Raw genomic sequence first — 25,301 nt, 5'->3', positions numbered from 1 at the left:
ATTCCTGTCGAGGCTTGGTTAACGGTTTCTGAACCTCAGGCCGCCGCCGCCGGGGATGGAATCCGCGACGGCGCGGACTCCAGTATCTCGGTCACCGGCCGCAGGGTGTCGCGGGCCTGTCGCGCCAAGGCCAGAACAGCGGGCGGAGCGTCATCGGGCGCTTCAGCCACCAGATCGATCAAGCTTTCGGCCAGTTGCATCAGGCGCGGTGCGGCGGCGATCAGCCGAGCCTGGAATTCGATTTTCTCAGGGTCCCGGTCATATTCGGCCCCCGGCACCCGCCAGCCGCCCCAATCGGCGGTGTCAGTGACGACGACGGGGTAGGTTCCCGGCTGGGGATGATGCAGGCAGTCTTCCTCGGCCTGCCACTTGTTGCGCGCTCGCAGCAGGCGCCAGTCGCCGACTTCGGCGCCGGCGGCGTCTTCTGCAGCCATCATCAGTTCGGTGGCGGCGAATTCACGCCCCAGGCCGACGTCATAGGTGACGCGCACCGGTTCGTCGAAACCCTTGGCCCAGACGGGCTGGACCTTTTCGATGGTGGCCCAGGCGCCGACGCATTCGACCCAGACTTTTTGACCCTTCTGGAACTGCGCGCGCGCCATCCCACCCTCCAGCGATTTGCGCGAGGATGCACGACGGGCGTTAGCGCCCGGTGTGAGGGTTGGGTTAACGCGAGATACTCTCCAGCGTCTCGCCGGCGTACTTCTCCTTGACCCGCGTAGACAGGTCGCCCAGCGAGATCACCCCGACGATCCGTCCATGTTTGTCGACCACGGGCGCGCGGCGAATCTGGCGCGATCCCATCAGATCGAGAACGGACTTCAGGTCATCCGTGTCCAGGACCGTCTGTGGATCGCGGGTGATGTATTCGACGACAGACGCGGTGGGGGCGGCGCCGGCGGCGAGGGCGCGCACGACGATGTCGCGATCGGTGATGGCGCCGATCAGCTGGTCGCCGTCCGCCACGGGCACGAAGCCGAAATCGCCCTTCGCCATCCGCGCCGCAACCTCCTGGATCGTGTCGCCTGGCCGGGCGAGGTGGACATCCCGGGTCATCACGTCGCGGATTTTCATCGGATTTCCTTGTGAAGGCTTGGCGGTAAAACCCGTCGAAAGCAGCGGGGTTCCGCTGTGAACCGCCACTGTGCGGCGAGCTGAGGCCGTCACGCCGCCATTGTTGACCGCGTCCGAAAATCGCCAGCCCTCTGGCCTGGATTTGATGTCAGATGTTCGTCCAGACAGGAGATCAGCATGACCGATCAGACACGCCGCGCCCAAGGCTTCCGCGACTTGCATCGACAGGGCGGTCTGATTTTGCCGAACGCCTGGGATGCCGCCAGCGCGCGGGTGTTTCAGGCCTCAGGGTTCGCCGCCGTGGCCACCACCAGCGCTGGCGTCGCCTGGGCGCGCGGCGCTCGCGACGGGGAGGGTTTGACGCGCGCCGAGATGATGCGGGAGATCGCGACCATCGCCCGCGCCCTTGATCTGCCGCTGAACGCCGACGTCGAGGCCGGGTACGGCGCCGCTGCGGCCGATGCGGCCGAGACCGCGCGCCAGGCCTGGGCGGCCGGCGCCGTCGGCGTCAATTTCGAGGACGCAGACTATTCTGCCCCGGGCGCCCTCACGTCGGTTTCCGATCAGCAGGCCCGCATCGCCGCGATGCGCGCCGCCGCGCCTGAAATAGTCATCAACGCCCGAACGGACGTCTTCCTGTTGGGGCTGGGCGACAGCGACGCCGAGCGGGTCGGAATGGCGATCGAACGGGGGCGCGCCTGGCTGAAGGCAGGGGCGGATGTCGTCTTCCTGCCGGGCGTGACCGAGCCCGCCGTCGTGAAGCGTCTGGCCGATGGCGTCGGCGGGCCGATCAGCCTGATGGCGGGGCCGGATGCGCGGCCGGCGACGGCGCTGTTCGCGGCGGGCGCTTGTCGGATCAGCACCGGTCCCTATCCGATGCTTGCCGTTCTGGAGCGGTTGAAAAATCTGGCCGACGGACTGGCCGAAGATTGGTCGGCGATGTCGCCCGCCGGGGACGGCCTGACGAAAATCAGCATCGTCTTTGGTTGATCACGGCGTTGGTCTGGGCGGATAGGGGTCGCATTATCGCGTTCGCTTCCCCAATATTGTCTCTCGCATATCAGGGGACATTATGGCCGAGGCGGCGACGGGACTGGATCTGGGGGCGGCTGCGGCCTTGCTGGCGGCGGGCGTCATCGCCGTGCCGGTGTTCAAGCGGGTCGGGCTGGGCTCCGTGCTCGGTTATCTGGCGGCTGGGTTGGCCATTGGACCGTTCGGCCTGAAGCTGTTTCAGGAGCCGGAGACCATCCTGCATGTCGCTGAGTTCGGCGTGGTCATCTTCCTGTTCATCATCGGGCTGGAGATGCGGCCCAAACGCCTGTGGGGTCTTCGAAGGGACATCTTCGGCCTGGGCGCGGCCCAGGTGTTGTTCTGCGGGCTGATCCTGACCCTGACCGCCATGCTGGCCGGTTTTCCCGCGCCGGTCGCCTTCGTCGGCGCCATGGGCTTTGTCCTGTCGTCCACCGCCGTCATCATGCAGATGCTGGAAGAGCGGGGCGAGATCGCGGGCGGGCCTGGACAGCGGTCCGTCTCGATCCTGCTGCTGGAAGACCTGGCCATCGTGCCGCTTCTGGCCATCGTCGCCATTCTGGCCTCGGTGCTGGGCGTGGCGAACGAGCAGGCGCCGCCGCTGTGGCAGACGATCGGCTTCGCGGTTGCCGCCGTCGGCGGCGTGTTGTTGGCCGGCAAATATCTGGTCAATCCGATCTTCCGCCTGTTGGCGCGGTACGGCGGGCGCGAGGTGATGACGGCCGCCGCCCTGCTGGTCGTGGTCGGCGCCGCCTGGGCCATGTCCCTGGGCGGGCTGTCGATGGCCATGGGCGCCTTCCTGGCCGGTGTGCTGTTGTCTGAATCGACCTTCCGTCATCAGCTGGAAGCCGATGTAGAGCCCTTCCGCGCTATCCTGCTGGGCCTGTTCTTCCTCAGCGTCGGCATGTCGCTGGACCTGGCGGTGGTGGTCGCCGACTGGCGCCTCGTTGTCGGCGGCGTGGTCGCCTTCATGGCGGTCAAGGCGGTTGGCATCTATGTCGTGGCCCGCCTGTTCAAGGCCTCGCACCACGAGGCGGTCGAACGCGCGGCCCTGTTCGCCCAGGGCGGTGAGTTCGCCTTCGTCCTCTACGGCGCGGCGGTGACGGCGGGCCTGTTCGACGCCCAGGTTGGGGCCATGCTGTCGGCCGTCGTCATCCTGTCCATGGCCCTGACGCCCCTGACCAGTCTGCTGACGACGCGGCTTCTGCCCAAGCCGGTCGTATCGGCCGAGGGCGCCGAGGGCGTGGACTTCGCCAAGGATCTGCGCGGTCAAGTGCTGATCATCGGCTTCGGCCGCTTCGCCCAAGTCGTGTCCCAGCCCCTGCTTGCGCGCGACGTGGACGTCTCGATCATCGAGAACGACGTCGAGATGATTCAGGCCGCCTCCCAGTTCGGCTTCAAGGTCTATTACGGCGACGGCGCCCAGCTCCACACCCTGCGGGCCTCCGGGGCCGACGAGGCCGAGATCGTTCTGGTCTGCGTCGACAAGCCGGAGGTCGCCGACCGCATCGTCGAACTGGTCAAGTCCGAGTTTCCCACCACCAAGATTATGGTCCGCGCCTTCGACCGGGGCCATTCGATGCGGTTGATCCAGGCGGGGGTCGACTACCAGATCCGCGAGACCTTCGAATCGGCGCTGAAGTTCGGTGAGCGGGCCCTGATCGAACTGGGCATGGACGAGGGGCAGGCGGCCGAGGCCATCGGCGACGTGCGCCGTCGCGACGAAGCGCGGCTGGACCTGCAACTGACTGGCGGCATCAAGGCCGGTCGTCAGCTGATGCGCGGCAATATGCCGACGCCGCAGCCCGCCCCTTATATCAAGCCCCGTCGCGAGGGACGGCTGCTCAACGAAGACGAGGCGGGGCCGGCGGCGCCGGAGACGCTGCGCGAACCCGCCGACACCTGATCCTATTGCCGGGCGGTTTGGCGCTCGAGCCTGGCCCGCTCCAGGTTCACGCGAGCCCGCAGGCCCGGATCGGCGGCCACAGCATCCGCGATGGCGCTGAAGCGCTGGGGATCCAGGCCGGACTCGCCCACCACATTGCCGATGGCGGTCTGCTGCTGCAGCGTCAGCTGATCGTTGGGTGTTCCAGCGGCGATCTCGCGCATCTTCGCCATGGCCGTGGTGTAGAGGGTCAACTCCTCAGGCGTGACGCTGGCGGCGACCGAACCGGGCGCCGGCGGGGGCGCTGACAAGATCGCGATCCTTGCGGCCAACCGCGGGTCATTGGCCAGGGCGTTGGAAATAGCGTTGAAGCGTGTGACTTCTAACCCGGAGTCCATCACCGCCCGGGCCATTTCGGCCTGTTGCTCCGGCGTGGGCTCGGCTCCGTTCAAGGTGTCGCTGACGGCGCGAACCTCGGTCATGGCGTCGCTGAACATCTTGAGTTCGGCGTCGGTGAAGGGGGCGGTCGTCGGGGCGGCTTGCGCGGTCGCGGGCTGCGTCGGCGTGGCCTGTCGCGCCTGGGCGCTGCCGGCGGCCGCTAGGGCGACGGTGGATACAATAAGGGCGAGAGGGGGAAAGGCGAGAGGGGGCGCGCGCATGGGCGTGTCCTTTCGGTCTGGCGTCCACAGGGGCCGTCGGCGACAGCGCCGGCGCAGTCACGCCCGCCTCCTCGCAGGATGTGGAGCCTGATGGGCCAAAAAGGAACGAGGAGCGTCCTTAACCTAGGCAGCCGTCGCCTAATGGCAACCCGCCAAGCTCGCTGACGGGCTGGAGAGCCGATCAACGATGCGTTAGACGGGCGTGATCGTCGTACAGGTTCCCTCATGAAACGTCTCGTCTTCGCCGCCCTGGCCCTCGTCGCCGTAGTCGCGCCTGCCGTCCATGTGGACGCCTGGGGCAATACTGGACACAGGCTGATCGGTGTGGCGGCGATGCGGGCCCTGCCTGACGCGCTGCCCGCCTTCCTGAAGACGCCCAGCGCCATTGCTGACGTCGGCGAACTGGCGCGAGAGCCCGACCGCTGGAAGGGCGCGGGCCAGCCGCATGACCGCGAGCGCGACACCGCCCACTTCATCGACCTGGACGACAACGGCCACGTCTTCGACCAACGCGGCATGACCCTGGCCGAACTGCCGCGCCTGAAGTCGGAATACGACGCCGCCCTGACGAAGGCGGGTCTGGACGTCGATGACGCTGGTTATCTGCCCTACGCAATGATCGACGCTTGGCAGAATCTGGGCCGGGACTTCGCCTATTGGCGCGTGCTGAACGCCGCCGAGAAGCGCGAGACGAACATGGAGCGCCAGGCCTGGTATCGGGCCGACCGCATCCGCCGCGAGGCCTTGATCCTGCGCGACATCGGGGTGATGGGCCATTACGTCGGCGACGGATCCCAGCCCCATCACACGACGATCCACTACAACGGCTGGGGCGACTTCCCGAACCCCGAGGGCTTCACCAATTCGCGCCAGACCCATGCCTTGTTCGAAGGTGCCTTCACCAACCACGTCGCCCGCCTGGACGCGGTCGAGGCGGCCATGCCGGCCGCCAACCTGGACGGGTTCGACGTCAAGGCGCGCACCGTCGCCTATCTGACCACGACGCTCGGAACGGTCATCCCCTTCTACCGGCTGGACAAGGGGGGGGCTTTCCGCGACAGCGATCCGCGCGGCGCCGCCTTTGTCAATGAGCGCCTGGCGGCGGGCGCGGCCGAGCTGCGTGATTTCATTAGCGCCGCCTGGACCGCCTCGGGCAGCGCCTCCATCGGCTGGCCCGCCGTCAAGGTCGCCGAGGTCGAGGCTGGAACCGTTGATCCGTGGCTCGCCATGGTCGGAGAGGATTGATCTTCTTGTCCGACCTAACGCCCCCCGCCGTCATCCTCGACAAGTCCCAGATGGCCGAGAACATCGGCGCTGTGGCGCGGGTGATGGCCAATTTCGGCCTGACCGACCTGCGGCTGGTGACGCCGCGTGACGGCTGGCCCCAGGAGCGGGCCTGGGCCACGGCCTCGGGCGCCGACTGGGTGCTGGAGGGTGTGCGGGTGTTCGACAGCGTCTCCGCAGCCGTCGCCGACCTGAACACCGTCTTCGCCACCACCGCCCGCCCGCGCGAGACGCGTCAGCCCGTTCGGACGCCGCGCGAAGCCGGCCGTATCCTGTACGACGACACCGCCTCGGGCCTGAAGACCGGTCTGTTGTTCGGCGGCGAGCGCGCGGGGCTGGAGACGACCGACATCGCCCTATGCGCCGGCATCGTCACCATTCCCATCGACCCGAAACACCATTCGCTGAACCTGGCCCAGGCGGTGGCGATCAACGCCTATGAGTGGCGGACCCTGATCCTGGACGCCCCGCCGCCCCGTTTCCGCGACAGTGAGCCGCCGGCGTCGAACGATCTGTTGGTTGGCATGTACGAACATCTGGAGGCGGAGCTGGAGCTCGGCGGCTTCTTCTATCCGCCCGAGAAGAAGCGCTCGATGAGCCAGAACCTGCGCGTCATGCTGGGCCGCGCCGCCTTCTCCGAACAGGAGGTCGCCACTATGCGCGGCGCTATCCACGCCCTGGCCAAGGGGCGAGGGCGTGTGCTGGCCAAGCTGGCGGCCGAGCGGGCGGAGAAGGCGAAGACGGACGAATAGGGCTGGCGCCCCTGGTCTTCGTTAACAGACGAGGATGAGGCTGGGCTGATCGTTCAGTGGATGGCTTCGCCGTGCTGGGTATAGTCCAGCCCTTCGACCTCTTCGTCCTTGGTCACGCGCAGGCCTGTGGTGAACTTGCAGATCATCAGGACGACGAACGTGCCAACCGCGCTCCAGACAATGGCGCCGCCCAGGCCGAGCGCCTGTTTCCACACCGTCGCGCCCTCGGACAGGGCGTTGACGCTGGTGGTGGCGAAGACGCCGGTCAGCAGGGCGCCGACGATGCCGCCGATCCCGTGCACGCCGAACGCATCCAGACTGTCGTCGTACTTCAGCGCATGTTTCAGCCAGACAGCGCCCGCATAGCAGGCCGGGCCGGCGATCAGGCCGATGAAGAAGGCGCCCTTGGGATCGACGAAGCCGGCCGCCGGGGTGATGGCCACCAGGCCGCCGACGACGCCCGACAACAGGCCCAGCAGGGTGGGGCGCTTGCGGTCGAACCATTCCACCGCCATCCAGCCCAGGGCCGCAGCCCCGGCGGCCAGGATGGTGTTGAAGGCGGCGGTGGCGGCCAGCGCATCGGCCGCGCCGGCCGACCCGGCGTTGAAGCCGATCCAGCCGACCAGCAGCAGGCCGGTGCCGATGGCGCTGTAGACCAGATTGGCGGGGGCCATGTTGTCTCGGCCGAAGCCATGGCGCGGACCTAGCACCAGGGCGCAGACCAGGCCGGCGACGCCCGCATTGACGTGGACCACCGCCCCGCCGGCGAAGTCCAGCACGCCCATCCCGCCCAGATAGCCGCCGCCCCAGACCTGATGGCAGATCGGCGCATAGACGATCAGATGCCACAAGGCGAAGAACAGCAGGCTGGCCGAGAACTTCATCCGCTCGGCGAAGGCGCCGGCGATCAGGGCTGGGGTGATGATGGCGAAGGTCATCTGGAAACTGACGAACAACAGCTCCGGCAGGCCGGGCAGCAGACTGTGCGCCGTCTCCATCGTGACCCCGTTCAGGAAGGCCGCCTCGACCCCGCCGATCAGGCCGTTGACCGCATCGGGACCGGCGCCGAACGATAGGGAATAGCCGACCAGGAACCACAGCACCGACACGATGGCGAAAGCCGCCGCCGACTGAGCGATGACGCTGATGATGTTCTTCTTCCGCACCATGCCGCCGTAGAACAGCGCCAGACCCGGCAGGGTCATCAGCAGCACCAGGGCGGTGGACGTCAGGATCCAGGCGGTCGCCGCATTGTCGATCACCAGGGGCGCCTGATGCGCCAGCAGGGGCGCGGCGGCGGCTGGAGAGGCGACCGCCGCCCCGACTAAGGCGACGGCGGAAAAGGCGGCGGTTCGGGTCATTTCAGGCGTCTCGGGGAGGAGAGGTAAGGAACGGCTCAGGCCGAAGTCTTAAGCCGTTCCTCCGCCCTGACAATGTCCGTGAGCGGCAGGATGCGCACGAAACGGTCAAGCGTGGCTTCCCAGTCGCCCAGCAGCCGCCGCGCCAGGGGCGAACCCGTCGCCGCGAAGTGGGCCTCGACCAACCCACGCAGCCGTTCGGCCGCCGCCGTGTCGATGTCGGCCACGCCCGCCAGGTCGCCGTTCAGGGCCCGTTCGGCGAAGCCGGCCTGGTCCAGTACGAACAGCTCGCCGCCGCTCATGCCCGCCGCCAGGTTCCAGCCGACCGCGCCCAGCACCACCACCCGGCCGCCGGTCATATATTCGCAGCCGTGGGCGCCCAGGCCCTCGACCACCGCCTCGGCGCCCGAGTTGCGCACCGCGAACCGCTCGCCCGCCGCACCGGCCACGAACAGGCGGCCCGAGGTCGCGCCATACAGGGTGGTGTTGCCGCAGATCAGCTGCTCTTCGCGCCATTCGGGCGTGCGGACCGAAATCTCGGCGCCCGACAGACCCTTGCCGACATAGTCGTTGGCCTCGCCGGTCAGGTGTAGTTCCAGACCCTTGGCGGCGAATGCGCCGAAGCTCTGGCCGGCGATGCCTTCCAGACGCAGCTTCAGACGACCGGCCGGCCCCTGGGCGCCGAACCGCCTCACAATGGCGGAGGACACGGCGGCGCCGACGGTGCGCTGGGTGTTGTTCAGCGGATAGGACAGTTCCAGCGTCTGGCCGCGATCCAGGAACCGGACCGCATCCTTCAGCACCCGGGCGTCCAGGCTGTCGGCGATGGGCTTGCGCACCTTGTCCGCCCACTTGCCGGCCGCGCCATCGTCCACCCGAACCAGCAGGGGGTTCAGGTCCAGGTCATCCAGGTGCGAGCCGCCGCGCCGGACCTGACGCAACAGGTCGGTGCGGCCGATGATCTCGTCCATCGTCCGGGCCCCGATGGAGGCCAGGATTTCGCGCGTCTCCTCGGCGATGAAGGTGAACAGGTTGACCACCTTGTCGGGCGTGCCGGTGAACTTCTCGCGCAGCCGCTCGTCCTGGGAACAGACGCCGACGGGGCAGGTGTTCGAATGGCACTGGCGCACCATCAGACAGCCCATGGCGATCAGGGCGGCGGTGCCGACGCCGTATTCCTCGGCGCCCAGCATGGCGGCGATCACGACGTCGCGTCCCGTGCGGACCCCGCCGTCGGTGCGCAACGTCACCGAGCCGCGCAGATTGTTCAGCGTCAGCACCTGGTGGGCCTCGGCCAGGCCGATCTCCCACGGCAGGCCGGCATGCTTGATCGAGGTCTGGGGCGAGGCGCCGGTGCCGCCGTTGTGGCCGGCGATCAGGATGGCGTCGGCATTGGCCTTGGCGACCCCCGATGCGATGGCCCCGATGCCCGAGGCCGACACCAGTTTCACCGTCACCTTGGCGTCGGGATTGATGGCCTTCAGATCATAGATCAGCTGGGCCAGGTCCTCGATCGAATAGATGTCGTGGTGCGGCGGCGGGCTGATCAGGGTGGTGCCGGGCACGGCGTGGCGCATCCGAGCGATGAACTCGGTCACCTTGAAGCCGGGCAGTTGCCCGCCCTCGCCGGGCTTGGCGCCCTGGGCCACCTTGATCTCGATTTCGCGGCACTGGTTCAGATATTCGGCCGTGACGCCGAACCGGCCCGAGGCCACCTGTTTGACGGCCGAGTTGGCGTCGTCGCCGTTGGCGCGCGGGTGATAGCGTTCCGGATCCTCGCCGCCCTCGCCCGAGACCGAGCGGGCGCCGATGCGGTTCATGGCGATGTTGAGCGTCTCGTGCGCCTCGGGGCCAAGCGCCCCCAGGGACATGGCCTGGGTCAGGAAGCGGCGACGGATGTCCGACACGCTCTCGACCTGATCGACCGGGATGGCGACGCCCTCGCGGAAGTCCAGCAGGTCGCGCAGGCTCAGGTCCGGCTGATTGCGGACGGCCTCCGAGAACTGCTTGAAGCGGCGGTAGTCGCCCCTGTTACAGGCGTCCTGCAACAGGTGGATGGTCTTGGCCTCGTGGGCGTGGGCCTCGCCGCCTGAGCGGATCTTGAAGAAGCCCCCGATGGCGGGCGAGGGCAGGGCCTCGCCCCAGGCCACCTTGTGCCGCTTCATCGCCGCCTGTTCCAGACCGGCCAGGCCAATGCCGGAAATGCGCGACGGGGCGCCGGGGAAGAACTCGGCCGTCAGGGCGCGGGACAGGCCCAGCACCTCGAACTCGCAGCCGCCGCGATAGGCGGAGATGACGCTGATCCCCTTGCGCGCCAAGGTCTTCAGCAGACCCGCCTCGATGCCGTGCTTGTAGTTCAGGCAGGCGTCGCGCAGCGTCAGGCCGGGATACAGGCCCCGGTCCAGACGCTCCTGGAACAGGTCCTGGGCCAGCCAGGCGTTGACGGTGGTGGCGCCAACCCCGACCAGGACGGCGAAGCCGTGCGGGTCCAGGGTCTCGGCGGTGCGAACCACGATGGAGCAATAGGTCCGCAGACCGGCGGCGGTCAGTCGGCCGTGAACCCCAGCCGTGGCCAGGATCATCGGAGCGGCCAAACGAGTCGCGGAACCCTGCTGGTCCGTCAGCACGATCAGGGCGGCGCCGTCACGGGCGGCGGCCTCGGCCTCGTCCATGATCCGGTCCAGCGCCGCGCGCAGGCCGGCGCCGGGACGGGCGTCTTCTGACGGCGTATCGTAGCTACAGTCGATGACCACGGTCGAACCGGCGCCGACGGTGGCGACCATCCGGTCGTACATGCCGTTGGTCAGGACCGGGCTGTCCAAGACAAAGACGTCGGTCTGGGCCTCTTCCTGGGCCAGGATATTGCCCAGGTTCTTGAACCGGGTCTTCAGGCTCATCGCCCCCGCTTCACGCAAGGGGTCGATGGGCGGGTTGGTGACCTGGCTGAAGTTCTGGCGGAAATAGTGGCTCAGCGGGCGCGGCAGGGCCGACAGAACCGCCGGCGGGGCGTCGTCGCCCATTGAGCCGACCGCCTCCTTGCCGTCGCGCACCAGGGCGTCCAGCAGCAGGTCCAGATCTTCGCGGCTGTAGCCGGCGGCGATCTGGCGGCGCGTCAGGTCCTCGCCCAAGGTCGAACGCGGCTCAGGTCCGGGGCCGATGATCGGCTCCAGATCGACCATATTGTCCAGCCACTCGGTATAGGGGTGGGCGGCGGCCAGCGCATCGATGGCCTCGTGCTCGTCGTACAGACGGCCGTGCTTCATATCGACGGCGATCAGCTTGCCGGGGCCGATGTGCAGACGGCGCTTCACCCGGCTCTCGGGGATCGGCACCAGACCGGCTTCCGACCCGGCCATCAGCAGGCCGTCGACGGTCTCGACCGCACGCAGGGGGCGCAGGCCGTTGCGGTCCTTGCCCGCCACGATCCAGCGGCCGTCGGCGGCGCAGATGGCGGCCGGGCCGTCCCAGGGCTCCATGACCGCGTTGCAGTAAGCGTAGAAGGCCCGGTGCTCGGGCGGCATGACCACGTCGTCCTTGGCCCAGGCCTCGGGGATCAGCAGGGCCTTGGCCATCGGCGCGGGGCGCCCGGCGTGGACCAGCACCTCCATGACATTGTCCAGTGCGGCGGAGTCCGATCCGCCCGGTTGGACCACCGGCTTCACCTCGCGGTCGCGATCCCCGAAGGCCTGTGCGGCCATGCGGATCTCGTGCGACTTCATCCAGTTCAGGTTGCCCTTTAGCGTGTTGATCTCGCCGTTGTGGGCCAGCATGCGGAAGGGCTGGGCCAGCTTCCATTCGGGGAAGGTATTGGTCGAATAGCGCTGGTGGAAGACGGCGTAGGCCGAGACGAAACGCGGGTCTTCCAGGTCGGGATAAAGGTTCCCCAGCAGCTCGGCACGCACCATCCCCTTGTAGGCGATGGAGCGTGCGGACAGGGTGCAGATATAGACGGCGGCCAGGTTCTCGGTCTTGACCGTCTTCTCGATGCGGCGGCGGCACAGATACAGCTCGCGCTCCAGCGCCTCGCCGTCCAGCGGCTGACCTGCGTCGTCCAGCGGCGGGGCTAGCATGATCTGTTCGATCTCGGGCCGGGTGGCCCCGGCCTTGGTCCCCACCACCGACAGGTCGATGGGCGTCTGGCGCCAGCCATAGATCCAGAAGCCGGCGCGCAGGGCCTCGGTCTCGACGATGGCGCGGGCGCGGTCCTGGGCGCCCAGGTCGGTGCGCGGCAGGAAGACCTGGCCGACGCAGATCGGGCCGGGACGCAGGGATTGGCCGATCGAGGCGACCTGGTCGGCGAAGAAGCCCTGCGGCAGTTCGCACATGACGCCGGCGCCGTCCCCGGACAGGCCGTCAGGATCGACCGCGCCCCGGTGGGCGACGGCCTTCAGGCTGCGGATCGCATATTCGACCACGTCGCGGCGCGGCGTGCCGTCGATTGAGCAGACCAGGCCCACGCCGCAGGCGTCGCGCTCGGAGGCGCGGTCATAGGCGTGGCCGGCTTCCAGGCGGTCGCGGGTTTCTTCGTACTTGTTCAGCCAATCGGTCATGCCGCGACCTCCTCGGTGCGGGTCTTCAGATAACGGTCGATCTCGGCGGCGGCGTCTTGGCCTTCACGGACGGCCCAGACCACCAGCGAGGCGCCGCGCACCGCGTCGCCGGCGGCGAAGACGCCGGGCAGGCTGGTGGCGAAGCTGACGGAGCCGACCTTGATGGTGCCGTCGTCGCGCAGGCGAAGATTGGGCTCATGCGCCGCGAACGGTTCGGGCGAGAAGCCCAGGGCCTCGATGACGATATCGGCCGGAATGTCGAAGTCGGCGCCAGGGACGGGCACGATGTCGCGCCGCTCGCCAGGGGCCGCTTCGGTCAGTTGCATCCGCGCGGCGCGAACGCCGGTGACGGTGTCGCCTTGCGACAGCAGGGCCTTGGGCGCGCCCAGCCATTCGAAGACGACGCCTTCCTCTTCGGCGTTGACGACCTCGCGGGCCGAGCCGGGCATGTTCTCGCGGTCGCGACGATACAGGCAGGTGACCGATGCCGCGCCCTGACGGACGGCGGTGCGCACGCAGTCCATGGCCGTGTCGCCGCCGCCGATCACGACAACCCGCTTGCCGCGCGCCTCGTGCCAACCGTCTTCCTCGGCGTCGCCCAGATCGCGTCGGTTCTGGTGCGTCAGATAGGACAGGGCCGCCACGGTCGAATCCGGTCCACGGCCCGGCGCAGACAGGATGCGCGGCTGATAGACGCCCATGGCCAGCAGGACGACGTCATGGCGGTCCCGCAGTTCAGTCAGGGTCACGTCCTTGCCGACCTCGCAGCCCAGCACGAACTGGACGCCGCCGTCGATCAGGCGGTCCACGCGCCGCTGCACGACGTGCTTCTCCAGCTTGAATCCGGGGATGCCGTAGATCAGCAGGCCGCCGGCGCGGTCGTGGCGGTCATAGACGGTGACCTGATAGCCTTCGCTGCGCAGGCGGTCGGCGGCGGCCAGGCCCGCAGGGCCCGCGCCGACGATGCCGACGCTTTCGCCGCGCTCGGCCGCCGGGCGGATCGGTTCGACCCAGCCGTTGGCGAAGGCCTGATCGCCCAGCCAGGCCTCGACCGAGCCGATGGTGACGGCGTCCCAGCCGGACTGGTTCAGGGTGCAGGCGCCCTCGCACAGCCGATCCTGCGGGCAGATGCGGCCGCAGATCTCGGGCATGGTCGAGGTCAGGGACGCCACACGCCAGGCTTCGCGCGGCTCGTTTTCGGCCGACAGCCGCAGCCAGTCGGGGATGTTGTTCTGAAGCGGACAGGCGTTCTGGCAGAAGGGCACGCCGCAGTCGGTGCAGCGCGACGCCTGTTTCTCGGCCGTCTCGGTCGAGGGCGGAATCGTAATCTCTCCGAACCCGCGTGCGCGCAGTTCGGCTGAGGCCTTGGATAGGCGGCGCGGCTCTACGACGAAAGTCCCGCCTTGCTTCAGGGTCTTATGCATAAGGCGCATATGCCGCAATCGGACCAGTTGAGGCAAATATTATTGCTGTGAGCGGTTCTCAGCTGAACAATTCGCAAAGAATGTCCGGGCATGCCCAGACGAAAGAAAAAAACGTGTGGCGAGGGAGCTGTTGGTGGAACGGTTTGAAGGCTCAGGGAGGATGCGGACCGGAACCCCCTGAGCCGCAGCTCGTTGGCTGAACTTCATCCATAGTTGAAACGGGGGCTCCGATGCCACGATGGACGACGCCAACCGGTCTGGGAGGGTGGCTGACGCTGCTTCTGGGCATCCTGATCGCGCTGATCGGAGCGGTGCTGGCTGCAGGCGGCGTTCAGCTCGTGAGTCTAGGCGGTTCCTGGTACTATATGGTCGTCGGCTTAATGCTGATCGCGGCAGGCGTACTGCTGACGTTCCGCGACATCCGGGGCGCATGGGTCTATGGCGTGGCCTTCGTCTTCACCCTGATATGGGCGCTCTGGGAAAAGGGACTGGACGGCTGGGCCCAGGTTCCGCGGCTGTTCGGCCCGCTGGTGTTGATGTTCCTGGTTCTGGCCGCCCTACCCGTGCTGAAAGGACGGGGCGGTGGCAAGCTGGCGGGCGGGGGCGCCGCAGGTCTCGCGGTTCTGACGATCCTGTTCGGCGTCGTGATCGCCCAAGCCAACCGGGCGCAGGTGGACAATCCTCTCCCGGGTGCGCGCGGCGCCTATAATGATCCTGCCCTGCTACGGACGGGCGCGGATTGGCCTGCCTGGGGCGGCACGGACAGCGCGCAGCGCTATTCGCCGCTGACCCAGATCAACAAGGACAATGTGGGTCGGCTGGAACGGGCCTGGACCTTCCGCACAGGCGATCTGCCGGAAGAACGCTGGGGCGCCGAAACCACGCCGCTGAAGATCGACGACACCGTCTATCTCTGCTCGGCGCGTAACAAGCTGTTTGCGCTGGACGCTGCGACAGGCCAGCAGAAATGGACCTATGATCCTCAGGTCGCCGACGAGAACATCCCTTATACGGCCGCCTGCCGGGGCGTGACCTACCACGCGCGCGCCGACGCCGATCCGGCCCAGCCCTGCGCGACCAAGATCATCGAAGGCACCCTGGACGGCCGCATCATCGCCGTGGATGCACGCACCGGCCGCCCCTGTCCCGCCTTCGGCCAGAACGGCGCCGTCGATATCAAGCGCGGCATGGGCGACCCTTATCCCGGCATGGTGTCGATCACCTCGCCGCCCGTCATCGTGCGAGGCGTCATCGTCACCGGCCACCAGGTGTTGGACGGTCAGAAGCGCTGGAACGCCTCTGGCGTCATCCAAGGCTTTGATGTCGAGACGGGCGAACTCAGCTTCGCTTGGGACATGATGCGTCCCGATCGCGACGGCCTGCCGCCGGAGGGCGAGACCTATACGCCGGGCACGCCCAACATGTGGACGACCGCCACGGGCGATGAAGCCCTGGGCCTGGTCTATCTGCCCATGGGGAACTCTTCGGCGGACTACTGGTCCAGTTCACGCCGACCGCAGGAGAACGAATATTCCACCGCCCTAGTCGCGCTGGATGTGACGACGGGCAAGCCGCGTTGGCATTTCCAGACGGTGCACAAGGATGTCTGGGACTTCGACCTGGGGTCGCAGGCGACGCTGATCGATTTCCCCTCGGCCGGCGGGGTCGTGCCGGCGCTGCTGTTGCCGACCAAACAGGGCGACATGTACGTCTTCAACCGCGCCACAGGCCAACTGCTGCACGGGGTGGAGGAACGGCCGGTCCCGACCACGGGCGGCGCCGAACAGGGCAAGCGCGCGCCCACCCAGCCCTTCTCTCTCTTCGCCACTCTGCGCAAGCCGAACCTGACGGAACGCGACATGTGGGGCATGTCCCCCATCGACCAGATGTTGTGCCGCATCAACTTCAAGAAGGCCGACTACCAGGGCTACTACACCCCGCCTTCGACCAACCACTACATCAACTATCCGGGCTACAACGGAGGTTCGGACTGGGGCAGCGTGGCGGTTGATCCGGTGCGGGGCGTGATCATCGCCAACTACAACGACATGCCCAACTACAACCGTCTGGTGCCGCGGGAAGAGGCGAACGAGAAGGGCTGGTTCCCGCGCGACGACCCTCGCTACATCGCCCAGCAAGAGGAGGCGACCGTGCGCGGCGGCAACCTGTCCAAGGGCGAAGGGGCGGGCGATCCGCAGATTGGCGTGCCTTACGCCATCGACGTCAACGCCGGCTGGCGCGTGAAATGGACGGGGCTGCTGTGCAAGGAGCCACCGTACGGCGGCATCACCGCCGTCGATATGCGCTCGGGCCAGACTCTGTGGGACCGTCCATTCGGCACGGCGCGCAAGAACGGGCCGTGGGGCATACCTTCGCATCTGCCGTTGGAGATTGGCACGCCAAACAACGGTGGATCGGTGGTCACGGCCGGCGGTCTGATCTTCATCGCCGCAGCGACCGACGACCTGATCCGCGCCATCGACATCGAGACCGGTGAGACGGTCTGGTCGGACGTGCTGCCGGCCGGCGGTCAGGCCAACCCGATGATCTATGAGCAGAACGGCCGTCAGTACCTCGTCATCATGGCGGGCGGGCACCACTTCATGGAGACGCCGAAGGGCGACTATGTCATCGCTTATGCTCTGCCCGAGGGCAGAGCATAAGCTTCCTTGCTGGGACCTATGAGATAAATGAAGAAGAGCCGGAGGCGGAAACGTCTCCGGCTCTTGATCTTTCAGGGCCGTGTCTGACCCTGGCCGCGCACGACGTATTTGTAGGTGGTCAGCTGTTCGGCCCCCACCGGGCCGCGCGCATGCAGGCGGGCGGTGGAGATGCCGATCTCGCCGCCGAAGCCGAACTCGCCGCCGTCGGCGAACTGGGTCGAGGCGTTGATCAGGACGATGGCGCTATCGACCTTGGCGGCGAAGCGTTCGGCGGCCTGGGCGTCGGTGGTGACGATGGCCTCGGTATGGCCTGAGCCATAACGGGCGATGTGCGCTGTCGCCGCCTCCAGGCCATCGACGATCCGCACCGCCAAAATCGGCGCCAGATATTCCGTGGTCCAGTCGGCCTCGACGGCCGGCGTCATCTGGGGAACCATGGCGACGGCCTCGGCGTCGCCGCGCAGTTCGCATCCGGCGGCGATCAGGTCGGCGGCGACCAAGGGCAACAGGCGTTCGGCGCCCGCGCGATCCACCAGCAAGGTCTCGGTCGCGCCGCAGACGGACACTCGCCGCATCTTGGCGTTCAGTATGATGGCGCGGGCGTCGTCCAGATCAGCGTCCTCATGCAGATAGGTGTGGTTCAGCCCCTCTAGATGGCTGAGCACCGCCGTCTTGGCCTCGGCCTGGACACGGGCCACCAAGCTCTTGCCGCCGCGCGGAATGATGACGTCGATGGCGCCGTCCAGCCCGCTCAGCATCAGGCCCACGGCCTCACGATCCGGCGTATCGACCAGTTGCACCGCATCGGCGGGCAGACCGGCCTGGGCCAAGGCTTCCGCGATCAGGCCGGCGATGGCCAGGGACGACTGGAGACAGTCCGATCCGCAGCGCAGGATGGCGGCATTGCCCGAGCGGATGCACAGGGCCGCCGCGTCGGCGGTGACATTGGGCCGGCTTTCGTAGATCACGCCCAGCACGCCGATGGGGGTGCGGACGCGGGCGATGTCCAGGCCGTTGGCCGGGGTCCAGCGTTCGGTCTCGACGCCCAGGGGATCGGCCACGGCGGCGATGGTCGCTACCGCTTGCGCCATGCCGGCGACGCGCGCAGGCGTCAGGGCCAGTCGGTCGATCAGGGCCTCGGTCATGCCGTTGGCGCGGGCGGCGTCCACATCGCGGGCGTTGGCGGCCAGGATGTCGGCTTCGGCGGCCGTCAGCTTTTCGGACAGGATCTCCAGCGCGCGGGTGCGGGCGGCGGCCGGCGCTTCACGCAGGGCCGCAGCGGCGGTGCGGGCGCGCTGGCCCAAGTCTAACATTCGGGTCTCAAGATCGGTCATCGGTCGTCCAGAACCATGTCGTCGCGGTGGATCAGAACCGAGGCGCCTCGATAGCCGAGGATCGCCTCGATCTCGTCGCTGCGGCGGCCCCGGATTCGGGCGGCCTCGTCGGCGGCATAGGCGGCTAGGCCCACCCCGACCGCACGGCCGTCGGCGTCGATCAAGCGCACGCAGTCGCCCTTTTCGAAATCGCCGGCGACCGCTGTCACCCCGGCGGGCAGCAGGCTTTTGCCCGCCCTCAACGCTGTGACGGCGCCGGGGTCCAGCGTCAGGGCGCCGGCCGGCGAGAGGCTGCCTGCGATCCACTGCTTGTAGGCGGCCATGGGTCCGTCAGGGGCGGTGATCAGGGTGGCGCGCGCGCCGTCCGCTATGGCCGCCAAGGGCGACAGGGTCTGGCCCGAGGCGATGATGGTGGCGCAGCCCGCCGAACGGGCGATCTGGGCCGCCGCCAGCTTGGTCGCCATGCCGCCGGTCCCGACCCCGGCCTGGGCGTTGGCGCCCCCACCCATGGCCAGGATGTCGGGACTTAGAGTCTCGATCAGGGGCAGGTGGGTGGCGCTCGGATCACGGCGCGGATCGGCGGTGTAGAGGCCGTTCACATCCGACAGCAGGATCAGAAGATCGGCCCGCGCCAACTGGGCCGTCCGCGCCGCCAGCCGGTCATTGTCGCCATAGCGGATTTCTTCCGTCGCCACGGTGTCGTTCTCGTTAACGATGGGGATAACGCCATGGCCCAACAGGGCCTCCACCGTGGCGCGGCCGTTCAGCCAGCGACGGCGGCGTTCCGTGTCGTCGCGGGTGAGCAGCACCTGGCCCACGACCAGGTCGTGGGGCGCCAGGGCCTCCGACCAGGCGGCCATCAGCAGGGACTGACCGACCGAGGCCGCCGCCTGCTTGTCCTCCAGTCTAGTACCTAGATTCGGCAGACGGCCCCGCCCCAGGGCGATGGAGCCGGACGAGACGACGATGACCTCGCGTCCCTGCGCCTTCAAGGCCGCCAGATCCCGCGCCACGGCCGCCAGCCAGTCATGCGTCGGCCGCCGCGTCTCGGCGTCTATCAGCAGCGAGGATCCAATCTTGACCACGACCCGGCGCGCCGCCTCCAGGGCGGAGGCGGCGTCGGTTGCAGAGTCTGGGCGCGGGGCAGGGGAGGCGACCTGAGACATGAAGGTTTCTCTAACGCGGCTGTTCGGGCTTGTCTCTTGCCGTATCGACCGCCACAGCAGGCGAATGATGGAATCCCTTTCCCCGATCGCGGCCGGCGCCCTGGGCAGTCTGGCGGCCGGCATGATGACGGCGGTCGGCGCCGTGCCCATGCTGTTCCTGAAGAAACCGAGCGAGCCGACCCAGAGCGTGCTTCTGGGGTTCGCCGCAGGGGTCATGCTGGCGGCCTCGTTCTTTTCGCTGATTATTCCCGGCGTGGACGTGCTTCAGGCCGGCGGCGCGTCCCAGGCCTGGGCGGCGGGAACAATGGCGGCGGCGGTGCTGATCGGGGCCACGGCCATCGGTCTGATGAACCGGTTTGCGCCGGTGGACATGCTGGCCATCGGCCCGGCCCAATCGAAACATCTGGCGCGGCGCATCTGGTTGTTCATCATCGCCATCACCCTGCACAACTTCCCCGAAGGCGCCGCTGTAGGCGTCAGCTTCGGCGGCGGCGACATGCACCAGGGGCTGGCAACGGCCCTGGGCATCGGTATCCAGAACATGCCCGAAGGCTTGGCGGTCTCGGCCGCCATGGCGTCGTTGGGCTATGGTCGCGGGCCCGCTTTTCTGGGCGCGCTGGCCTCGGGTCTTGTCGAACCGATCGGGGGGCTGATCGGGGCCGGCGTCGTGGGGATGCTGCCGGGCGCCCTGCCTTGGGGGCTGGGTCTGGCGGCCGGGGCGATGATCTATGTGGTGACCGCCGAGATCATTCCGCAGACCCGCGAACAGTCCAAGGGCGACAGTTCGATGATCGGGCTGATGATCGGCCTAGTGGGCATGATGTTCCTGGATATAGCCCTGGGTTGAGCCGCTTATCGCGCTCGCCCAAGGGGCAGTTACATCATTTACATCCGGCGCGGGTCTGGACGGCGCCCGTCGCCAGAGGTTAGGCCACGAACCTCGCAGTCCGGTCTTCCCCGCCTGAACTTCCCGAAGGAGCGCCCCATTAAGACGCGACCTATAAAGCCTTCGGCTTCCCGTCGAAACTTCTTGTCTGGCCTGGGGCTTCTCGCCCTGATGGGCGCCGGAGTCTTCCCCATGCCTGTTTCCGCTGAAATCTCGCGCACTGTTCAACGCCATCGCCAGCGGATCGAGGACCTGATCGCGGCCATGACGGTCGAAGAGAAGGCGGGACAGCTGAACCTGCTGGCCGATCCCTTCCGCTGGATGCCGACGGCGGTGAACCCGCTGGACGGCACGGGAGATCCCGCGCGCGTCACCGCCATGATCCGCGAAGGCAAGGTCGGCAGCCTGTTCAACGGCATCGGCGCCGAGACCGGCCGCCGTATCCAGCAGGTGGCGGTTGAGGAGTCGCGTCTGAAAATTCCGCTGCTGTTCGCGGCGGACGTGATCCACGGCCTGTCCACCATTTTCCCCGTGCCCCTGGCCGAGGCTGCGGCCTTCGACACCCAGCTGGCCTATCGCACCGCCCGCGCCGCCGCCGTCGAGACGGCGGCTTCGGCCGTGCACCAGACCTACGCCCCCATGGTGGACGTGGCCCGCGACCAGCGCTGGGGCCGCAATGTCGAGGGCGCCGGCGAGGACGTGCTGCTGAACAACCTGTTGGCCGCCGCCCGGGTGCGCGGCTTCCAGGGCGACAAAGGTCTGGACGATCGCGACGCCGTCCTGGCCACCGCCAAACACATGGCCGCTTATTCGGGCGCCATCGGCGGGGTCGAGTACAACACCACCGACATGAGCGAACAGACGCTGCGCGGGGTCTATCTGCCGCCGTTCAAGGCCTCGGTGGAAGCCGGCGCCCTGTCGATCATGAGCGCCTTCAATGATGTGAACGGCGTGCCCGCCTCGGGCAGCCGCAAGCTGCTGACAGACATCCTGCGCGGCGAATGGGGTTTCGAAGGCTTCGTCGTCTCCGACTACACCTCTGAACAGGAGCTGATCGCCCACGGCTTCGCCGAGGACGGCCGCGACGCCGCGCGCATCGCCTTCAACGCCGGCGTCGATGTGTCGATGGTCTCGGGCCTCTATCTCGAACACCTGCCCAGTCTGGTGGCGAGCGGCGAGGTGTCGATGGCCCGGCTGGACGAGGCGGTGCGCCGCCTGCTGACCACCAAGGCGGCCCTGGGCCTGTTCGACGACCCCTATCGCGGCACGGATCCGGTGCGTGAAAAGGCCGTGGTCGGTTCGCGCGAGCACATTGAGCTGTCACGCGAGGCCGGCCGCAAGGCTGTGGTGCTGCTGAAGAACGACAACCAGCTTCTGCCGCTGAACAAGAGCCAGAAGATCGCACTGGTCGGCCCGTTCGCCGATGACGTGGACAATGTCTGGGGACCGTGGACCATCTGGGGCGCGCCCGAGCGCCGGGTGTCGCTGGAGGCCGGCTTCCGCGCCGCCATGACCGATCCGCAGGGGCTGACCGTCGCGCGCGGCTCGGGCATTGAGACCCCGCTGGACGGCGGCATCGAAGAGGCCATCCGCGCCGCTGCCAACGCCGACGTCATCGTCCTGGCCATCGGCGAGAGCCAGAAGATGTCCGGCGAGGCGCAGTCGCGCACCGAGATCGTCGTTCCGGCCCCGCAACAGGCCCTGGTCGACGCCATGGCGGCTACCGGCAAGCCGATGGTCATCCTGCTGCGCAACGGGCGGGCCCTGGCGCTGGAAGGCAATGTCAAGAACGCCCAGGCCATCGTCGTCACCTGGTTCCTGGGCGAGCAGATGGGCAACGCCGTCGCCGACGTCATCTTCGGCGACCACGGACCCTCGGCGCGTCTGCCGGTCAGCTTCCCGCACAAGTCGGGCCAGCAGCCCTATTCCTACGACCACAAGAACACCGGCCGTCCCGCCAATCCCGCCTTGCCGATCGAGGAATACAAGGCCCGCTATCGCGAGACGACCAATACGGCCCTTTATCCGTTCGGCTACGGCCTGACCTATGGCGACGTGGCCTATGGTCCGGTGCAGATGGCCGGCGATCAACTGGCCTGGGCCGGCACGCTGGACGTGGCCGTGACCGTCACCAACCAGGGCGCCCATGTCGCCGAGGAACTGGTGCAGCTCTATATCCACGACCGGGTCGCCAGCCTGACCCAGCCGGGGCGGCTGTTGAAGGACTTCAAGCGAGTGACGCTGCGACCGGGCCAGAGCGAGACTGTGCGCTTCACCCTGAACGCCCGCCAACTGGGCTTCATCGGCGAGGACAATACGTATCGGATCGAGCCGGGCCTGTTCGATCTGTGGTTGGCGCCCCATGCTCAGGGCGGTTCGACGGCCCAGTTCCGTCTGGTCGGCCCGGCTTAGAATGCGGATGGTCGTTGACCCGGCGCACGGCAGGGCTTAACGACCCCGCCGTTTGTTCAGTCCAGCGGTCTGAGGCCTCCGTTTAGGCCGGATTCGTGTGTAGGAGCGCGCCCATGACGACCAAGATCCTTCCGGGCGCGACGGGCGTCCTCGCGCTTGCCGACGGCACGATCCTGCAAGGGATCGGCGTCGGCGCTGTCGGATCGGCTCTGGGCGAGGTGGTCTTCAACACCGCCATGACCGGTTATCAGGAGATCCTGACAGACCCGTCCTACATGAGCCAGATCCTGGCTTTTACCTTCCCGCACGTCGGCAACACCGGCACCAATGTGGAAGACATCGAACAGATGGGCGGCGGTTCGGACACCTCGGCGCGGGGCGCCATCTTCCGCGACGTGCCGACCGATCCGGCCAACTATCGCTCGGACGCCAGCTTCGACGACTGGATGAAGCGGCGCGGCGTCGTCGGCCTGGCCGGCGTGGACACCCGCGCCCTGACCAAGATCATCCGCGACAAGGGCGTCCCCCACGCCGTCATCGCCCATAATCCGGACGGCCAGTTCGATCTGGACGCCCTGATCGCCCAGGCTAGGGCCTGGACCGGTCTGGTCGGCCTGGACCTGGCCAAGCCCGCCTCGACGCTGCAGGCGTTCGAATGGGACGAGGGCCTGTGGGAATGGCCGGAAGGCCATCCGAAGACGCAAGGCCGCAAGGCCGTGGTTGTCATCGACTATGGGGTGAAGCGCAACATCCTGCGCGCCCTGGCCTCGACCGGCGCGCGGATCACCGTGGTCCCGGCCACGACGACGGCGGAAGAGGTTCTGGCGCGCAATCCCGACGGCGTCGTCCTGTCGAACGGTCCGGGCGATCCGGCCGCGACCGGCGAATACGCGGTGCCCGAGATCCAGAAACTGGTCGCCAGCGGCAAGCCCCTGATGGGCATCTGCCTGGGCCACCAGATGCTGGCCCTGGCCCTGGGCGCCAAGACGGTGAAGATGGAACAGGGCCACCACGGCGCCAACCATCCGGTCAAGGATCTGACCACCGGCAAGGTCGAGATCGTGTCGATGAACCACGGCTTCGCCGTCGATCGCGACAGCCTGCCCGACGCCGTCACCGAAACCCACGTCAGCCTGTTCGACGGCACAAACTGCGGCATCGCGGTCAAGGACAAGCCGATCTTCAGCGTCCAGCACCACCCCGAGGCTTCGCCCGGGCCGGCCGACAGCCTGTATCTGTTCGATCGGTTCGCCGATCTGATGGGCCCGCGCTGACGCCATGAAACAGGGGGCGGTCCGGTCGAACTATCTGGACTGGCTGGCTCAGGCGCTGGAGGTCGGACGCCGGATCGCGCCCTTGCCCGACGGGGACGCGGTGGTCGGCTACGCCACCGGCTATGATGCGGCCGACATCGCCCCGTTCGTGCTGTCGCTGCGGGCCGTTTTTGACGGTTCTGTCGCTTTGGTGGTGGATGCCGACCCAGAGTTGCGCGCCTTTCTGGCCCAGAATGACGTGACCGCCGTCGATGCGCCGGTCTGGCGCGGCTGGGCGCCCCATCCGGTGATGCAGAGGTTCGTCGCCTTCGCGGGTCTGCTGGGCGACAGGCCTGGCGCTGCCCTGGCCTGCGACGTGCGCGATGTGATCTTCCAGGACGCGCCGTTCACGCCGTCGCCCGAGGGGTTGGAAGCCTTCATCGAGGCCGAGGCGCCGCTCTCCGACCACGCCTTCAACATGAAGTACTTGCGCGCCTTGTTTGGCGAGGCCCAGGCGCTCCAACTAGGCGGCCGAGCCTGCCTCTGTGTGGGGACGGTCGTGGGGCCGCGGGCCGAGGTGGCGCGTCTGTCGCGGCTGATCCTGTCTCTGGCGGCGACGCCCCGGTCCGAGATCGGCGGGGCCTTCGGAGCCGACCAGGCTGCCTTCAACATGGCCATTCACCAGGGTCTGACGACGGCGACCATCCGGGCCAACTACGGTCGGGTGGCGACCCTGGGCCTCACGCCCGGGGATCGCTTGGTCTTCCGGGATGGCAGGGTGGTCAATCAAGACGGCACGGTCAGCCCTATCGTCCACCAGCATGATCGGCACCCCCACCTCGCAACCGCCGTCCACGACCGTTGGGGTGGCGGCTTCGAGCATCGTGAGCGGGTCCGCCCCAAGTCGGCAGGCCAGCGGCTGGACAAGCTGAAGGCGTCGCTCCGTCGGCGGATACCCGAACTGCGTTAGGGCAAGGGTGCGAAGCTCGTATGCTCGCGCAGCGCGCTGGCCCTCTGCACCGCCATCGGGGCGGCGTGCAGCCAGTATTCGGCGTCGTCCAGCCGACGCTCGCGACGGCGTTCCAAGCCGCGCATCCGCCTGAGGGCGGCGTTTTCCAGAAGGCGCGCGTGCAGAGCGCGGGGCGACAGTTCGACGATGACGGGAGAGCCGGGGACGGCGACGGCGTCGGGGCCTTGGGGCTCCACCGCCGGACGGGCGATGGCGATGAACATGGTATCTCGGTTCAGGAGGGAGAGGCGCTTCTGCGCCGAGCTAACGTGTGGTTAACCACAGCGTCTGTGGATAGTTCCTGAGTGCGTCCGAAAAAAGTCCGTGAATCGAAGGGCTTGGCGTCCTGATCCGAACAAAATACTTACTGAAATCTTAATCCGGAGGCGGAGCGCTTGCTCAACACGCCTCTTCATCCAGCCGATCATCGGCGCCGGTGGCAGTCCCTAGGGGAGTCGAACCCCTCTTTTCAGGTTGAAAACCTGACGTCCTAACCGATAGACGAAGGGACCGCGGCCGGGGCGGCGCATTTGCCCCGGATCGGCCCCTCCTGCAAGCAAAAA

Annotated in this window: 18 protein-coding genes and 1 tRNA gene; 9 read left to right on the top strand and 10 right to left on the bottom strand. The window is 67.7% G+C overall.

Features of this window, described 5'->3' with window-relative positions; all coding sequences use genetic code 11:
• Nucleotides 1-35: 35 nt before the first annotated feature.
• Together ACW170_RS01475 and ACW170_RS01470 are read right to left on the bottom strand one after the other, a co-directional pair.
• Entirely contained in the window at nucleotides 36-602 is a 567-nt protein-coding gene (locus ACW170_RS01475) for a hypothetical protein (RefSeq protein WP_492087940.1), read from the bottom strand.
• 64 nt (nucleotides 603-666) lie between these two features.
• Complete coding sequence (locus ACW170_RS01470; RefSeq protein ID WP_492087939.1) at nucleotides 667-1,074, bottom strand: CBS domain-containing protein; 408 nt, start codon at nucleotides 1,072-1,074, stop codon at nucleotides 667-669.
• A 177-nt stretch (nucleotides 1,075-1,251) separates the two neighbouring features.
• Between ACW170_RS01470 and ACW170_RS01465 the strand changes: the two genes are divergently transcribed.
• Complete coding sequence (locus ACW170_RS01465; RefSeq protein WP_492087938.1) at nucleotides 1,252-2,064, top strand: isocitrate lyase/PEP mutase family protein; 813 nt, start codon at nucleotides 1,252-1,254, stop codon at nucleotides 2,062-2,064.
• 82 nt (nucleotides 2,065-2,146) lie between these two features.
• Nucleotides 2,147-4,009, top strand: coding sequence for a monovalent cation:proton antiporter-2 (CPA2) family protein (locus ACW170_RS01460; protein ID WP_492087937.1), 1,863 nt, complete (start codon nucleotides 2,147-2,149; stop codon nucleotides 4,007-4,009).
• Nucleotides 4,010-4,011: 2 nt separating this feature from the next.
• Here the strand turns inward: ACW170_RS01460 and ACW170_RS01455 are convergent, their stop codons facing one another.
• On the bottom strand, nucleotides 4,012-4,647 hold the full coding sequence (locus ACW170_RS01455) for a DUF4168 domain-containing protein (RefSeq protein WP_492087936.1): 636 nt from the start codon (nucleotides 4,645-4,647) through the stop codon (nucleotides 4,012-4,014).
• A gap of 225 nt (nucleotides 4,648-4,872) precedes the next feature.
• On the opposite strand from ACW170_RS01455, the gene ACW170_RS01450 reads away from it, so the two are divergent.
• Together ACW170_RS01450 and ACW170_RS01445 are read left to right on the top strand one after the other, a co-directional pair.
• The gene (locus ACW170_RS01450) at nucleotides 4,873-5,892 is read left to right on the top strand and encodes a phospholipase C/P1 nuclease family protein (protein ID WP_492087935.1); all 1,020 of its coding nucleotides are present in this window, start codon (nucleotides 4,873-4,875) and stop codon (nucleotides 5,890-5,892) included.
• 50 nt (nucleotides 5,893-5,942) lie between these two features.
• Nucleotides 5,943-6,683, top strand: a complete 741-nt coding sequence (locus ACW170_RS01445) for an RNA methyltransferase (protein WP_492089122.1) — start codon at nucleotides 5,943-5,945, stop codon at nucleotides 6,681-6,683.
• Nucleotides 6,684-6,736: 53 nt separating this feature from the next.
• On the opposite strand, the gene ACW170_RS01440 is transcribed toward ACW170_RS01445, so the two are convergent.
• The 3 genes from ACW170_RS01440 to ACW170_RS01430 are packed head-to-tail and all read right to left on the bottom strand — an operon-like array spanning nucleotide 6,737 to nucleotide 14,015.
• A complete protein-coding gene (locus ACW170_RS01440; RefSeq protein WP_492087934.1) occupies nucleotides 6,737-8,044 on the bottom strand; it encodes an ammonium transporter in 1,308 nt (435 codons plus the stop codon).
• Nucleotides 8,045-8,079: 35 nt separating this feature from the next.
• Nucleotides 8,080-12,591, bottom strand: coding sequence for a glutamate synthase large subunit (gene gltB, locus ACW170_RS01435; RefSeq protein WP_492087933.1), 4,512 nt, complete (start codon nucleotides 12,589-12,591; stop codon nucleotides 8,080-8,082).
• A complete protein-coding gene (locus ACW170_RS01430) occupies nucleotides 12,588-14,015 on the bottom strand; it encodes an NAD(P)-dependent oxidoreductase (protein WP_492089121.1) in 1,428 nt (475 codons plus the stop codon). Before ACW170_RS01430 ends, gltB begins: the two co-directional genes overlap by 4 nt.
• Nucleotides 14,016-14,245: 230 nt before the next feature.
• Here ACW170_RS01430 and ACW170_RS01425 point away from each other — a divergent pair, with 230 nt between their 5' ends.
• Nucleotides 14,246-16,678 (top strand): membrane-bound PQQ-dependent dehydrogenase, glucose/quinate/shikimate family, encoded by a 2,433-nt coding sequence (locus ACW170_RS01425; protein ID WP_492087932.1) that lies wholly within the window; start codon nucleotides 14,246-14,248, stop codon nucleotides 16,676-16,678.
• Between the two features lie 71 nt (nucleotides 16,679-16,749).
• On the opposite strand, the gene ACW170_RS01420 is transcribed toward ACW170_RS01425, so the two are convergent.
• Both ACW170_RS01420 and proB read right to left on the bottom strand, forming a co-directional pair.
• Complete coding sequence (locus ACW170_RS01420) at nucleotides 16,750-18,012, bottom strand: glutamate-5-semialdehyde dehydrogenase (protein ID WP_492087931.1); 1,263 nt, start codon at nucleotides 18,010-18,012, stop codon at nucleotides 16,750-16,752.
• Nucleotides 18,009-19,178, bottom strand: a complete 1,170-nt coding sequence (gene proB, locus ACW170_RS01415; RefSeq protein WP_492087930.1) for a glutamate 5-kinase — start codon at nucleotides 19,176-19,178, stop codon at nucleotides 18,009-18,011. Before proB ends, ACW170_RS01420 begins: the two co-directional genes overlap by 4 nt.
• A 64-nt stretch (nucleotides 19,179-19,242) precedes the next feature.
• On the opposite strand from proB, the gene ACW170_RS01410 reads away from it, so the two are divergent.
• The 4 genes from ACW170_RS01410 to ACW170_RS01395 all read left to right on the top strand — a co-directional run bounded on the left by ACW170_RS01410 (nucleotide 19,243) and on the right by ACW170_RS01395 (nucleotide 24,699).
• Nucleotides 19,243-20,025: a ZIP family metal transporter gene (locus ACW170_RS01410; protein WP_492087929.1), complete on the top strand. Its 783-nt coding sequence runs from the start codon at nucleotides 19,243-19,245 to the stop codon at nucleotides 20,023-20,025.
• A gap of 231 nt (nucleotides 20,026-20,256) precedes the next feature.
• Nucleotides 20,257-22,476 (top strand): glycoside hydrolase family 3 N-terminal domain-containing protein, encoded by a 2,220-nt coding sequence (locus tag ACW170_RS01405; protein WP_492087928.1) that lies wholly within the window; start codon nucleotides 20,257-20,259, stop codon nucleotides 22,474-22,476.
• Between the two features lie 113 nt (nucleotides 22,477-22,589).
• Nucleotides 22,590-23,750, top strand: coding sequence for a glutamine-hydrolyzing carbamoyl-phosphate synthase small subunit (gene carA, locus ACW170_RS01400; RefSeq protein ID WP_492087927.1), 1,161 nt, complete (start codon nucleotides 22,590-22,592; stop codon nucleotides 23,748-23,750).
• A gap of 4 nt (nucleotides 23,751-23,754) precedes the next feature.
• Nucleotides 23,755-24,699, top strand: a complete 945-nt coding sequence (locus ACW170_RS01395; RefSeq protein WP_492087926.1) for a hypothetical protein — start codon at nucleotides 23,755-23,757, stop codon at nucleotides 24,697-24,699.
• Here the strand turns inward: ACW170_RS01395 and ACW170_RS01390 are convergent.
• Both ACW170_RS01390 and ACW170_RS01385 read right to left on the bottom strand, forming a co-directional pair.
• On the bottom strand, nucleotides 24,696-24,962 hold the full coding sequence (locus ACW170_RS01390; protein WP_492087925.1) for a hypothetical protein: 267 nt from the start codon (nucleotides 24,960-24,962) through the stop codon (nucleotides 24,696-24,698). The genes ACW170_RS01395 and ACW170_RS01390 overlap by 4 nt on opposite strands.
• A gap of 213 nt (nucleotides 24,963-25,175) precedes the next feature.
• Nucleotides 25,176-25,250, bottom strand: a tRNA-Glu gene (locus ACW170_RS01385).
• Between the last annotated feature and the right edge of the window lie 51 nt (nucleotides 25,251-25,301).

It is taken from the genome of Brevundimonas sp. FV2ps16, assembly GCF_058681075.1.
Note: the sequence above shows the minus strand (reverse complement) of the source record. Positions and strands in the feature narration are given on the sequence as shown.

What these genes read in the sequence shown, in the direction of transcription:
- ACW170_RS01475 (WP_492087940.1), bottom strand. Translation starts at nt 602, where the DNA reads ATGGCGCGCGCGCAGTTCCAGAAGGGTCAAAAAGTCTGGGTCGAATGC.
- ACW170_RS01470 (WP_492087939.1), bottom strand. Translation starts at nt 1,074, where the DNA reads ATGAAAATCCGCGACGTGATGACCCGGGATGTCCACCTCGCCCGGCCA.
- ACW170_RS01465 (WP_492087938.1), top strand. Translation starts at nt 1,252, where the DNA reads ATGACCGATCAGACACGCCGCGCCCAAGGCTTCCGCGACTTGCATCGA.
- ACW170_RS01460 (WP_492087937.1), top strand. Translation starts at nt 2,147, where the DNA reads ATGGCCGAGGCGGCGACGGGACTGGATCTGGGGGCGGCTGCGGCCTTG.
- ACW170_RS01455 (WP_492087936.1), bottom strand. Translation starts at nt 4,647, where the DNA reads ATGCGCGCGCCCCCTCTCGCCTTTCCCCCTCTCGCCCTTATTGTATCC.
- ACW170_RS01450 (WP_492087935.1), top strand. Translation starts at nt 4,873, where the DNA reads ATGAAACGTCTCGTCTTCGCCGCCCTGGCCCTCGTCGCCGTAGTCGCG.
- ACW170_RS01445 (WP_492089122.1), top strand. Translation starts at nt 5,943, where the DNA reads ATGGCCGAGAACATCGGCGCTGTGGCGCGGGTGATGGCCAATTTCGGC.
- ACW170_RS01440 (WP_492087934.1), bottom strand. Translation starts at nt 8,044, where the DNA reads ATGACCCGAACCGCCGCCTTTTCCGCCGTCGCCTTAGTCGGGGCGGCG.
- gltB (WP_492087933.1), bottom strand. Translation starts at nt 12,591, where the DNA reads ATGACCGATTGGCTGAACAAGTACGAAGAAACCCGCGACCGCCTGGAA.
- ACW170_RS01430 (WP_492089121.1), bottom strand. Translation starts at nt 14,015, where the DNA reads ATGCATAAGACCCTGAAGCAAGGCGGGACTTTCGTCGTAGAGCCGCGC.
- ACW170_RS01425 (WP_492087932.1), top strand. Translation starts at nt 14,246, where the DNA reads ATGCCACGATGGACGACGCCAACCGGTCTGGGAGGGTGGCTGACGCTG.
- ACW170_RS01420 (WP_492087931.1), bottom strand. Translation starts at nt 18,012, where the DNA reads ATGACCGATCTTGAGACCCGAATGTTAGACTTGGGCCAGCGCGCCCGC.
- proB (WP_492087930.1), bottom strand. Translation starts at nt 19,178, where the DNA reads ATGTCTCAGGTCGCCTCCCCTGCCCCGCGCCCAGACTCTGCAACCGAC.
- ACW170_RS01410 (WP_492087929.1), top strand. Translation starts at nt 19,243, where the DNA reads ATGATGGAATCCCTTTCCCCGATCGCGGCCGGCGCCCTGGGCAGTCTG.
- ACW170_RS01405 (WP_492087928.1), top strand. Translation starts at nt 20,257, where the DNA reads ATGCCTGTTTCCGCTGAAATCTCGCGCACTGTTCAACGCCATCGCCAG.
- carA (WP_492087927.1), top strand. Translation starts at nt 22,590, where the DNA reads ATGACGACCAAGATCCTTCCGGGCGCGACGGGCGTCCTCGCGCTTGCC.
- ACW170_RS01395 (WP_492087926.1), top strand. Translation starts at nt 23,755, where the DNA reads ATGAAACAGGGGGCGGTCCGGTCGAACTATCTGGACTGGCTGGCTCAG.
- ACW170_RS01390 (WP_492087925.1), bottom strand. Translation starts at nt 24,962, where the DNA reads ATGTTCATCGCCATCGCCCGTCCGGCGGTGGAGCCCCAAGGCCCCGAC.